Consider the following 11,318-nt stretch of genomic DNA (forward strand, 5'->3'; position numbering starts at 1 on the left):
ACGTGCAATGTTCAAGACAGTTTTATTTCCAGTCGATCAAAGTCGAGAAGCCCGCGAAGCGGCAGATGTGGTTGTTGAGGTCGTCAAAAAGTACGGCAGTCGCCTGATCTTGCTATCTGTTGTAGAGCCCCCGCCCTCAGAGGGGGAGTCTGCCAACCCGGATGCGATGACTTCGCCAGAGGCAGTGGCACAACTGCTCAAAACGGCCCAGTCGCTGTTTGCCGAGCAAGGAATTCAAGCCGAAATCCTCGAACGTGAAGGCAATCCTGCTTTCACTATCTGCGATGTAGCAGACGAAATAGAAGCGGATTTAATCGTGATGGGTTGCCGAGGACTGGGTTTGACCGAAGATGGAGTTGCCGAAAGCGTAACTAATCGCGTAATTAACCTGTCTCCATGCCCAGTGTTGATTGTGCCTTAGTTTATCTTTGATACTGAGGGGAATATAAAACGACATGGTACGTCTGAGTTTTAACTCTGTTATCCCTTCAGCATTCGAGGCAGGTTAACAGGGCCAAACGGCACAACCTTACAAGTTAAAACTGTTTAGATAGTCACCTCCTTGGACACCAAGTTTGTCACCTTAGTACCCGATTAGCAAGAGGTAAAAAACTATCAAATTCGATCTATTCACACAGGTAGTATTGCGCGAAGACATCCCTAAGTACGGTCTGAAAAAAGGTGAGATGGCGACTATTGTTGAGCATTACCCCATGTCAGAAAGTCAAGAAGACGGTTATAGTTTGGAAGGCTTTAACGTCGAAACAATCACTGTTGAAGTTGCAGAATCCCAGATTGAAAGAGTAAAGGCTTCTGTCTCCCAGTTTGTGGTTTGACAAGCTTTTTCTAAACTTAAACTAAAATCCTATGACTTCTCCTCCAATTCAATGGTATCCCGGACATATTGCCAAAGCTGAAAAGGCACTAAAAGAACAGCTGAAATTGGTGGATGTGGTGCTGGAAGTGCGGGATGCCCGCATTCCCCTGGTAACCCAGCATCCCCTAGTTTCCCAGTGGACTGGTAGCAAGATGAGGGTATTGGTTCTCAACCGCGTGGATATGATTCCTCCTCAAGTGCGGCAATTGTGGATTGATTGGTTTAGAAGGGAAGGGGAAACGCCATATTTCACGGATGCACAACACGGTAAGGGGACGGCATCTGTGACGCTGGCAGCCCAGGCGGCTGGGGTAGGGGTGAATCAAAGAAGGTCCGATCGCGGTATGCTTCCCCGTCCAGTCCGTGCTGTTGTCATCGGCTTTCCCAATGTGGGCAAGTCAGCCCTGATTAATCGCTTGTTGGGGAAAAGGGTGGTGGAAAGTGCCCGTCGTGCGGGTGTGACTAAGCAATTGCGTTGGGTCAGAATTTCTGAAGAGATTGAGTTATTGGATGCACCTGGGGTTATTCCCGCTAAGTTGGACGATCGGGAAGCGGCGATTAAGTTAGCTATTTGCGATGATATCGGTGAGGCTTCTTACAACAATCAGCAAATAGGGGCTGAGTTTGTCGATTTGCTGACATATTTGGAAGCTACAGCCGGGAATTTGTTACCGAAATCTCCTTTGCGATCGCGTTACGGATTAGACGCTACAAATGTAACTGGTGAGGATTATTTGTTAAGTTTAGCTAACGAAAAACATCAAGGTGATACGGAACGTGCTGCACGGCAACTGTTGAATGATTTTCGCAAAGGTTTGTTGGGTGCTATTCCGTTAGAGTTGCCGCCAAACTAAATAGTCTATATCGGGTGAGTTAGGATTTTTACTTGCAGGTGTTGGATGATATCGGCGATTAAAAATCTCTACTTCTTTCAGGCTGAGTTAGATGTAAAATTGGCTCTTCCGTACAGTGGGTTCTGCTATAGCCACCCCGCGCCAGCAATAGGCTGGGGATGATTAGGGATGGGGACACAATACAGCCTGACAAGTTGAGGCACTCGGTTGATACTGGTATCATAAATAACAAGCTTTATTTTAGGTTAGCGATCGCACCTATTCCTGAATTACGATGAAAGCAGGTTTGCGCCTGTTTCTGCTTTGTCACCCGGTTTTGGGTACCAATTTTAGGATCGCTGTGGTTATGGTGGTACTAAGTAGACGCGATCGCACGTTTTAGTGGCGATCGCCTACCACGGGCCAATTGATTAAAGATCGTCAGGGCTTCTATTCAAAATATTTTGACCATCAAGACAATTAGGGTGGAATTAATGGTTGAACTTAAACTGCACCTATACATTGAACAACATATAGAAAAAACAGTTACAGTTAATCGGGATACCTTTACTCTAGGTCGTTCCCTAGACTGCGATTGGCACTTGCCTTACTTTGGCATTTCTCGATACCACGCCCGCCTTTTTAAATCATCTGACGGAGTGTGGTTCGTGGAAGATATGGGTAGCAAAAACGGTACGGTAGTGAATGGAAAATTTGCTACATCTCCTCAAATATTGAATCACGGCGACGTAATTCAGCTAGGAAGTATTTATCTGAGCGCACTCTTTGGTGACGACGCCATTCAAACAAACAATAATGGGGATATGGAAACCCAAGTTGTAGGAATGACCATTTTTCGTAATGTTCAAGATCTACAACAACACTGGATACAAGCTGATGATGAAGATGACGAATTTAGCCGTCCAGTCATAGCCATTTCTCGTCTCAAAGACCTCTTAGATATAGCCAAGGGTCTGAATTCTGCTGAATCTATAGAGGCGATTTTCAAAGCTGCACAGACAGTCGTTTTTCGTTACCTTAAAGGAATTGAGCGTTTAGCTTTGTTAATAGATATTAATGGTTCGGGACAGCTAGAATTGCTCAATGGTGCCGCCAGAGACATTTACGAACATCAAAATTTAATGGCTGATGGAAATTGGATTAGCCGTAGTGTTTGTCAAAAAGTATTTGACGAGAAGGTGGCGATTCAAACAGCTGATGCCCAGCAAGACGAACGATTTGATAGCGAACAGAGTATCATAGACAAAGGCATTCATAGCATCATGGCTGTTCCTCTCTGGGATGAAAATAAGGTTGTGGGCGTTCTTTATGCGGATGGTCACATTTCTTTTGGCGATTCTTTTAAAGATTCGATTCAAGAAAGTGAAGAAGATATCAGCTTTTTTTCGACGTTAGCAAACCTACTGGCTTCCAGCGTGCAACGTTGGCTCCTCACACGCAAACTCAGAAACGAAGAAAAAATCCGGCACAGACTAGAACGCTATCACTCTCCTGCTGTAGTGCAACAGATGATGATGGGAGGAACTTTGGCAGATGGTCGTCTATCTCCTAAAGAAAGTGAAATCAGTATTCTATTTGCTGATATTGTTGGCTTCACTGCTCTTTCAGAACGTTTAAGTCCCGGCCAAATTGCGGAATTACTTAATAGTTTTTTCGAGGAGATGTTGCAGGAAATTTTTGCCGCAGGTGGAACGCTAGATAAGTTTATTGGAGATTGTATAATGGCTTTTTTTGGGGCACCAGAAACTCAGTTAGATCATGCAGAGCGAGCTTTTGTTGCTGCCAAAGGAATGCTCGATCGTCTAGATAATCTCAATGTTAATAAACTATTGCGCGAACCGCTGCAATTGCGGATTGCTATCAACAGCGGTAAAGCTGTGGTTGGAGATGTAGGCAGTTCTCAAAGAGTTGATTATACGGTATTAGGCCCAACTATTAATTTGGCATCCCGGATGGAAGCAATTTGTCCAGTCGGTAAATGTGTGGTGAGCGAAACAACCTATAATTTACTGCGCCCGTCCCAACGCATCGGTTTAGATGATATGGGAGAATACCGTTTTAAAGGTATTGAGCGACCAATACGGGTTTATTACACCCATAGAGCCAGCATTTTCAACATTCACGAATGATATAGCTAGGGACTAGGGGCTTTCTTGCTCTTGCGAGCGTTGAGGGAAGAGGGAAAAGGTTACTCCGTAAGGGATTTGGGTAACAAGTTAGAGTTAGAGTTACCCTAACCGACGAAAGCGGTTGCTATATCATGGTGAAAAATTGAGAGAGAATTACCGTTAACGATCGCTCTGTGCCGATAATAATCATTCTCATCGGCGGTCAGCTAGTGGTAGCTCAAATGGCAAGTCAGCGGACGGTCAGGGGTCAAGGATTTTGATGCTGTGGTCGAACTAGACCTGCGCTACCAGGCTATGTGGACTCCTTGGTATGACCTAGCCATTATTTTCAAAACAATTTATGTGATTCTCGGTCGTGCTGGCGCTTATTAAGTTGCACCACAAAGCCTGCTAATTCTGGGAATTGGTGAAATAGAACACTAGCGAAAACCCGCTGCGTGGGCTTGGGCCGATCGTCGCGGGTTTTGGCGCGATCGCATAAATCACTCAGGCACGATACCTTTAGGGCATACTAATCTCAAGTACTCAGGGTGATTAGCCATGCTCGAACGCTTGACTGACAAAATTGCCAAGGTCAAACTCTCTTTGACAATCTGCGCTCTTCATAGACGCAGATTCTTCAGAGTTTTCAATCTATTTACTCTAAATATCCCGGTTTCAGGCATGGCGTTAAATTTCGGGTTCCTAGACTCAACCCACCAGGGATTGATAACTTCATAGGCGTAACTTTCCCGCAGCCAGCAGGTAGGGTCAATTCATTAGACCTATTTGATTCTACCATCACATTAACTGCGAATAAATTTGCTCGTGTCGCCTTTCCGACTCGCTTCAAAAAGACGAAGCTCCCAGGCTGCCGGACTATTTTAAGTGGAAATTATGTAAAGTCTGATTGGAGAGCCGGAAGGAGTAGCGCAATGAGTTCTCTAAACTTCAGAGTTGCTCAAATACCAATTTTCACTCAAGTCATGGATTATCAACCACAAGATCGGCCCGGAACAATAAACATTCAAGCAATTTGCCTGGACGACTGTAGTGTCAGTGCTGACCGCATCCAGTGCATTGTCCGCGTTCAGCTGGAAGACTATGAAGCAGCATTGGCAGATTCCCACCGGGCCATTGAACTCGACCCGAACAATACAGGTGCCTACCACAACCGAGGTGCTGCCAACATGGCATTGGGAAACTATGAGGCAGCACTAGCAGATTACAACCGGGCAATTCAGCTCGATCCGAATAATGCTGGTGCTTATCACAACCGAGGTGCTGCCTACATGAGGTTGCAACAGTATGAGGCAGCACTAGCAGATTACAACCGAGCAATTCAGCTAGACCCCAATAATGCCATAGCTTACAACAGCAGGGGGGCTGTCCTATATTACTTAGGCGAAAACCAAGGCAATTTCGCCAAGAGTGCCCAAGATGCTCGAGCAGATTACAATGAGGCGATTCGGATCGATCCCAAGTATGCCCCCGCCTATAACAATCGTGGCAATGTTCTAGCTCAACTCGGAGACTGTGAAGGTGCGATCGCAGATTACAACCAAGTCATAGAAATCAATCCCAACGATACCCAAGCCTACTACAACCGAGGTACTATACGCTATCGACTGGGAGAGCAAGCAGGTGCTAGAGCAGATTTTGACCAAGCGATTGAAATCAATCCCTACTATGCCGAAGCCTACAACAACCGAGGTATTCTTTGGGCTGAAATGACAGATTGCCAGCAAGCGATCGCAGATTATAACAAAGCAATTGCAATCAATCCATACTATGCCGATGCCTACTATAACAGGGCTTTATGCCGCTGCGCCTTTGAAGATTATCCGGCCATCATTAAGGATTTTCAGAAGGCGGCGCAACTCTATGAAGAACAAGGAATAACTGATGATTACCAAATGGCACTCGATAACATCAGCAAATTGCAGCACCTAAAATGACACCCATAGCAGGAGTAAATATTGTTGGCAATCAAGACAATACCGCACCTAATCTGAGGATTAGGGTGCGGTGAAAGCTCAATTGACCGAACCAATTCTAGATTAAAGAATGCCGATTTTAGATTTTTATGATTTGTGGATCGTCCTTTGTGACTGACATAAATCTAAAATCGGTTGATTATTTCATCTCGACGGGAACCTTGAGGTCTGACGACAGTTTACCGTCTGGTTTAATTTGTTCGCCTTCAATGAACGAACGCAACATCCAAGCGATTTGCTCGTGCTGCTCCATCAGTCCAGTCAGGAAATCGGCAGTACCTTGATCGTGGAAATCTTCAGAGCATCGATCGATATGATCGCGCATATTGCGGATAACTAGCTCGTGATCTGCCACTAGGTTTTCTACCATGCCGTAAGCATTGGGGAGAGATCCAGCATCTTCTTTGATCGTGGCATACTTCAGGAAGCCTTCAGCAGTACCGATGGGGTAGCCACCCAAGGTGCGAACCCTCTCTGCCATCGCATCAATGTTTTCCGTCAAAGCATTATAATGTTCTTCCCACATTTGGTGCAGGGAACGGAACTGCGGCCCCACTACATCCCAGTGGTACTTCTTGGTTTTGATTAACAGCAGATAGGCATCCGACAAGTCGCGATTCAATAAATCGATGACACCTTGACGTTGCTCTTGGGATAAACCTATATTTAACGGTCGCATCCTTTAAGACTCCTTAGTTTTACACTTTTCCAGTAAACCAATTTTATATACACTCCTTCATCAGCCAAATGAGAGAATTCAAATATATCTCTAGTCAATCCTTAGAAAATGTCAGCTAAGCGATTCGGAACTTTTAGTCGGTTATACAGATGTCTGTTATAGTTAATAAATCTGCTGGAAGGCATCCAACTAAAGACAGAGTTATGTAAAACATTTACCTTTAGGAATAGCGTCCGCTCACCTACTTGGGTTTTGGCTCTAGAATTTATGAGTAGCGATCGCACAATTAAATCAATGACAGAAACTCAATTTGCCATCGAAGGAGAGAATGGAGCTAAAGGTTCTCTTTACTCTAGCGACCAGTATCTGTGGCTGGAGGATACGCTGGCGCGACTTAAGGCGCGAGATTTTAATGGATTGGATGTCCAACATTTGATTGAGGAGATCAAAATCTTGGCGGGCAGAGATAGAGCAGAGATCGAAAGTCGGCTAGGCATATTATTGGCGCATCTGCTCAAACGGCTTTATGCCAACAGTACCTATGACAATCGGGGATGGGAAGTCACGATTCGAGAACAACGCCGCCAGTTAAGAATTGCACTCAAACAATCTCCCAGTTTGAAACGGTATTTCGCAGAAGTGTTCGATGAAGCATGGCAGGATGCTCTAGCTGAAGTCCGCGAAGATTATCCTAATGTCCAGTTTCCCGATTCGTGGCAGCTTAGCCGCGATAACGATGTCTTGCTAACTGAGAAATTTTGGGAGTAGCTGATTATTTGCTGGCTAATTTCTGGACAAATGCGGTGTGTTCGGGAGATTTTAGCCCCGCTTGTAAAACTGCCAATACGCCCTGCATATTCCCAGCTAATAACTCTGTAACCGCTAACCACAACCCCGGAAAGACTCGACTCCGCACAATCCCATCGGGATCGGCGAGTAAATCCAGATATTCACCCTTTTCTAGATACAGCCAGCTAATTTTGCGATCGAGGACTTGCCAAACAATATATTCCTTGACACCATTACGGCGATAAGCTTGCTTTTTGGCATGAAGATCGATCGCGACGCTGCTAGCCGCAATTTCAACGATTAACTCTGGTGCGCCTTCGACATAATCATCGTCACTCAGTTGCGCTTGACCGCCTGCTTCTGGAAGTATGAGCAGAACAACATCCGGTTGAGGTTCATTGTCGATATCGAGCCTTACAGTTGGAGCATCTCCTACAGCAACGCCGGGTGTCATAGCTTCGTATGTTCCTAGCCATGCGATGATCGCCCAACTGTGGGGTTGACTGTGGCTCTTAAAGCGCAGTGCAGCGGGCATATAGACAATCCCTTCGATCAGTTCGGCTTTTTTCAGGTTTGGTATAGCGTTGTAGCGTAGCTCAAATTCGTAACGGTTCAAGCGATCGCCATTTTCCAGGAAGGGAATTGTCAAACCTGGGGAAGGTGTTTTAACCATATAGCTAGGGGCTAGGGGCTAGGGGCTAGGGGCTAGGGGAAGAAGGGTTTAGAATCCGCCAACGTTTCAGGGATTAAGAACGTCCTAACTGATTTTCATCGGTTGCTATAGCTGCTGTAGTTAGGGTAAACATAAGCTCATCCTACCGAATCGGGTCGGGCTTGGTGCATTTGGGCGATCGTATCGCCATAATTTCTGGGCGTACCGATATCCAAAAAATCGCCCTCCACTTCATAAGCAAGACCTCCATCTGTGCTTATCCAGCGGCGCAGAGAAGCTGATAAATCCAGTTCCCCCTGATGCTGTTCCTTAACAGTTTGAAGGTATTCCATAAAATGACCTGGAAGCAAGTAGATACCGAAGATGCAGAAGTATTCGCTCATGTGACTTCCGGTGATGCGGAGAGTCGCTTGCGCCAAGCTTGGCGAAGGTTTCTCGCGCATATCGGTCAACTCAAAAACAGAAGATCGATCGGGTAGAAGACGGACTCCCACCACACCTAGTTGGCCGATCTCGCTTTCGTCGCGCCTACTGACACCCAACACACCTTTGCCGAATTGGGCTCCAATATCGAGTACCTGACGCACGCAAGGAACAGTGGAACTAGACTTGTAAAGATGATCGCCCAAAAGTAATACAAAAGGCTCGTCACCCACAACTTCGCGACATTGAAGCACCGCATCGCCAAAACCCCCAGGCTCTAGCTGATAGACATAGCGCAAGTGTTCCGAAAGCGGTTTAAGCACGTTCCAAGCATCAAAAATCCGTTGGCCAGAAACGCCTTCCAGAATACCTGCTGGCGGTTCGTCGAAGTATCTGCGAATTAATTCACCGTCGCGGGGAGATACGATTAGCACTACTTCATCTACACCTCCAGCTAAAGCTTCCCGCACAATCCAATCTACCGCCGGACGCAGGGAACCATCTTGTCCCGGAACTGGCAATAATGCCTTGGGGATAACTTTTGTGGCAGGGTAGAGGCGAGAAGCAAGACCAGCTAACGGTATAACAGCGCGTGTTGGTTTCATTTTTTGTTATTGGTCAGTGGTCAGTGGTCAGTGGTCAGTGGTCAGTGGTCAGTTGTCAGTGGTCAGTGGTCAGTGGTCAGTGGTCAGTGGTCAGTGGTCAGTTGTCAGTGGTCAGTTGTCAGTGGTCAGTGGTCAGTGGTCAGTTGTCAGTTGTCAGTTGTCAGTGGTCAGTTGTCAGTTGTCAGTGGTCAGTGGTCAGTGGTCAGTGGTCAGTTGTCAGTGGTCAGTGGTCAGTTGTCAGTGGTCATTAATCATTTTTTGACTTTTGACTTTTGACTTTTGACTTTTGACTTTTGACTTTTGACTTTTGACTTTTGACTTTTGACTTTTGACTTTTGGCTTCCGCGTAGTGGCACTAGGACGGTTTGAGCGTTAAACTCAAGCACGGCAAACCCAAATCGTTTTCGACGATCGCTTTAGCAAGCAGCCGTTCTTCTGGGCCACGAGTGAGCAGTTGTGCGGTGCCGTCCCCTTGGGAACCGACGCCTTTGCCACCCCAGATTAACTCTTCTAAGGGAGAGTACTCCAGCAGGTGATGCAGCTTGGGTGCGCCTAATTGGGAGGGACAAGCGGGTGCGACGAGGCTAGAGAATATCTCCTGCGCTTCCACCATTAACTCACCGACTCGGCGTACATCTCCAGAAATTAACGCTTCACGAGCTTGGTAAACTATTTGTTGGTTTAAAGGGCCAAGGGCGCGACGAATTCCTGCGGCGATCGCACCTTCTGTGTTAGTAAATTGGTTATTCAAATCGCGCAAGATAGTAACGGTGTCTTTGTTTCCGTGTAAATCCACAATTAAATAGTAAAACGCGCCACCCAAAGGAATCGTTTCTATTGCCAAATCTTCACCATCGAAGGTGAGAAAAGTTGGCACTTGACCGTAGGCACAAATTTGATCCATGCGACCGCAGCGCGAAGGGGTAAGAGTTTCGCCACGGTAAGCTAATTCCATTTCGTCGCGTTTGTCAAGACCCAAGTTATATAACTCATTGCACGCTCTAGCAACTAAAACGCAAACTGCTGCTGAAGAGGATAAGCCCTTTTTAAGTGGCAAATTCATTCGATCGCACTTTATTTCTAATCCTGGAATTTGGTAGCCTTGCAAAACTTCGTGCAAAGTACCCGCAACATAGCTCCAAAAACCGTCAGTTTGTGCTAACGAAAGCAGTTCTGCGGAGTCTGGGGAAATACAAAGCGGTTCTACATTGAGAAGATGAGAGCGAACTATTATAATTCCATCTCGTTTGCGGACGCGGGCGTAAATTCCCTGATTTGTACCAACAGCAATGCAGTAGCCCGGTGTAGCTGCAAAGCGACTAATTGAGCCAGCCCAGTCGGAATGTTCGCCAAACAAGCAAAGTCTACCGGGAACAAATAAATTTAGCCATTCAGAGTTATTAATCATTTGTCGATCTGATACCAAGTTTCGTTCTAATGATGTCATGGGAGAACGGTAGCTTTGGCGAAGCTTGTGCGTAAGCGCTTATAATTTACACCAGATGCTTCGCTTCACTATGCCACAATAAAAATATAAACTTAGAGGTCGCACCATGACAGTAACAATGCCAAAAATCTTGCCTCTGGAAAATGGCGATTGTCTCACTCGCGCTGAATTTGAGCAACGCTACGAAGCAATGCCTCATCTGAAAAAAGCTGAATTAATCGAAGGAGTTGTTTATATGGGATCGCCAGTCCGAGTTATTCACGGCAGACCTCACGCTAGAATTATGGCATGGTTATCTCCATACTGGATTGCCACACCAGGTGTGGATTTGATGGACAATACCACAGTACGCCTCGATCCAGATAACGAACCACAACCCGATGCACTGTTGCGAATTGAAGTTGGCGGACAGTCAACGATTAGCGAAGATGGTTATGTTGAAGGTGCTACTGAATTCATTGCCGAAATAGCAGCAAGTAGTGCTTCTTATGACTTGCGAGATAAATTAAGAGCTTACCGACGCAACCAAGTACAAGAATATTTAGTTTGACAAGTTTACGATCGAAAACTTGATTGGTTTCGCTTCAGAGAAGGACAATATATTGCTTTGGTAGCAGATGAAGCGGGAATAATTAGAAGTGAAGTTTTTCCTGGTTTATGGTTGTCTGTTCCGGCTTTATTAGCTGGGAATTTGGCTGAGGTTCAATCTACCTTACAGATAGGGTTAACTACACCAGAACATCAAGGTTTTATCGAAGAATTGAAGAATCGGGGATAATGGCTATATGATAACAGGACTTACGCAGGGACGCTAAATATGGTGGATGGTGCGTTACGCTATCGCTAACACACCCTACAGATAGAGG

At 45.9% G+C, this 11,318-nt stretch carries 11 protein-coding genes and 2 pseudogenes; 9 read left to right on the forward strand and 4 right to left on the reverse strand.

The window, feature by feature from the left end:
- Window positions 1-7: 7 nt before the first annotated feature.
- From LAY57_RS19475 to LAY57_RS19500, 6 genes and pseudogenes are all read left to right on the forward strand, one after another.
- On the forward strand, window positions 8-421 hold the full coding sequence (locus LAY57_RS19475; protein ID WP_249068480.1) for a universal stress protein: 414 nt from the start codon (window positions 8-10) through the stop codon (window positions 419-421).
- Window positions 422-614: 193 nt separating this feature from the next.
- The gene (locus tag LAY57_RS19480) at window positions 615-836 is read left to right on the forward strand and encodes a DUF4926 domain-containing protein (protein ID WP_338022449.1); all 222 of its coding nucleotides are present in this window, start codon (window positions 615-617) and stop codon (window positions 834-836) included.
- A gap of 31 nt (window positions 837-867) precedes the next feature.
- Window positions 868-1,731, forward strand: coding sequence for a ribosome biogenesis GTPase YlqF (gene ylqF, locus LAY57_RS19485; protein WP_249068482.1), 864 nt, complete (start codon window positions 868-870; stop codon window positions 1,729-1,731).
- A 473-nt stretch (window positions 1,732-2,204) separates the two neighbouring features.
- Complete coding sequence (locus LAY57_RS19490) at window positions 2,205-3,860, forward strand: adenylate/guanylate cyclase domain-containing protein (RefSeq protein WP_249068483.1); 1,656 nt, start codon at window positions 2,205-2,207, stop codon at window positions 3,858-3,860.
- Window positions 3,861-4,094: 234 nt separating this feature from the next.
- Window positions 4,095-4,232: pseudogene (locus LAY57_RS19495) on the forward strand (sugar transferase); the annotation flags it as partial.
- 542 nt (window positions 4,233-4,774) lie between these two features.
- Window positions 4,775-5,797 carry a tetratricopeptide repeat protein gene (locus LAY57_RS19500; protein WP_249068485.1) on the forward strand — a complete coding sequence of 341 codons (1,023 nt, stop codon included), beginning with the start codon at window positions 4,775-4,777 and terminating at the stop codon, window positions 5,795-5,797.
- Between the two features lie 178 nt (window positions 5,798-5,975).
- Here LAY57_RS19500 and LAY57_RS19505 read toward each other — a convergent pair whose 3' ends face one another.
- Window positions 5,976-6,515 carry a Dps family protein gene (locus LAY57_RS19505; protein WP_249068486.1) on the reverse strand — a complete coding sequence of 180 codons (540 nt, stop codon included), beginning with the start codon at window positions 6,513-6,515 and terminating at the stop codon, window positions 5,976-5,978.
- Between the two features lie 294 nt (window positions 6,516-6,809).
- Between LAY57_RS19505 and LAY57_RS19510 the strand changes: the two genes are divergently transcribed.
- Complete coding sequence (locus LAY57_RS19510; protein ID WP_249068487.1) at window positions 6,810-7,283, forward strand: DUF29 domain-containing protein; 474 nt, start codon at window positions 6,810-6,812, stop codon at window positions 7,281-7,283.
- Window positions 7,284-7,287: 4 nt separating this feature from the next.
- On the opposite strand, the gene LAY57_RS19515 is transcribed toward LAY57_RS19510, so the two are convergent.
- Window positions 7,288-7,977: a Uma2 family endonuclease gene (locus LAY57_RS19515; RefSeq protein WP_249068488.1), complete on the reverse strand. Its 690-nt coding sequence runs from the start codon at window positions 7,975-7,977 to the stop codon at window positions 7,288-7,290.
- 137 nt (window positions 7,978-8,114) lie between these two features.
- The gene (locus LAY57_RS19520; protein WP_249068489.1) at window positions 8,115-9,005 is read right to left on the reverse strand and encodes a sugar phosphate nucleotidyltransferase; all 891 of its coding nucleotides are present in this window, start codon (window positions 9,003-9,005) and stop codon (window positions 8,115-8,117) included.
- Between LAY57_RS19520 and LAY57_RS19525 the strand changes: the two genes are divergently transcribed.
- Window positions 8,993-9,256 (forward strand): hypothetical protein, encoded by a 264-nt coding sequence (locus LAY57_RS19525; protein WP_249068490.1) that lies wholly within the window; start codon window positions 8,993-8,995, stop codon window positions 9,254-9,256. The two genes, LAY57_RS19520 and LAY57_RS19525, sit on opposite strands and share 13 nt — an antisense overlap.
- A gap of 104 nt (window positions 9,257-9,360) precedes the next feature.
- Here the strand turns inward: LAY57_RS19525 and LAY57_RS19530 are convergent, their stop codons facing one another.
- Complete coding sequence (locus LAY57_RS19530; RefSeq protein WP_249068491.1) at window positions 9,361-10,413, reverse strand: mevalonate kinase family protein; 1,053 nt, start codon at window positions 10,411-10,413, stop codon at window positions 9,361-9,363.
- A 145-nt stretch (window positions 10,414-10,558) separates the two neighbouring features.
- Here LAY57_RS19530 and LAY57_RS19535 point away from each other — a divergent pair.
- Window positions 10,559-11,230 (forward strand): annotated as a pseudogene (locus tag LAY57_RS19535) (Uma2 family endonuclease).
- Window positions 11,231-11,318 lie beyond the last annotated feature (88 nt).

This window comes from Argonema antarcticum A004/B2 (genome assembly GCF_023333585.1).
In the GTDB taxonomy this organism is placed as follows: Bacteria; Cyanobacteriota; Cyanobacteriia; order Cyanobacteriales; family Aerosakkonemataceae; genus Argonema; species Argonema antarcticum.

Excerpts from the sequence above, each read along its gene's own strand:
- LAY57_RS19490 (WP_249068483.1), top strand. The coding sequence starts at position 2,205 with ATGGTTGAACTTAAACTGCACCTATACATTGAACAACATATAGAAAAA.
- LAY57_RS19510 (WP_249068487.1), top strand. The coding sequence starts at position 6,810 with ATGACAGAAACTCAATTTGCCATCGAAGGAGAGAATGGAGCTAAAGGT.
- LAY57_RS19530 (WP_249068491.1), bottom strand. The coding sequence starts at position 10,413 with ATGATTAATAACTCTGAATGGCTAAATTTATTTGTTCCCGGTAGACTT.
- LAY57_RS19505 (WP_249068486.1), bottom strand. The coding sequence starts at position 6,515 with ATGCGACCGTTAAATATAGGTTTATCCCAAGAGCAACGTCAAGGTGTC.
- LAY57_RS19520 (WP_249068489.1), bottom strand. The coding sequence starts at position 9,005 with ATGAAACCAACACGCGCTGTTATACCGTTAGCTGGTCTTGCTTCTCGC.
- LAY57_RS19475 (WP_249068480.1), top strand. The coding sequence starts at position 8 with ATGTTCAAGACAGTTTTATTTCCAGTCGATCAAAGTCGAGAAGCCCGC.
- LAY57_RS19500 (WP_249068485.1), top strand. The coding sequence starts at position 4,775 with ATGAGTTCTCTAAACTTCAGAGTTGCTCAAATACCAATTTTCACTCAA.
- ylqF (WP_249068482.1), top strand. The coding sequence starts at position 868 with ATGACTTCTCCTCCAATTCAATGGTATCCCGGACATATTGCCAAAGCT.
- LAY57_RS19515 (WP_249068488.1), bottom strand. The coding sequence starts at position 7,977 with ATGGTTAAAACACCTTCCCCAGGTTTGACAATTCCCTTCCTGGAAAAT.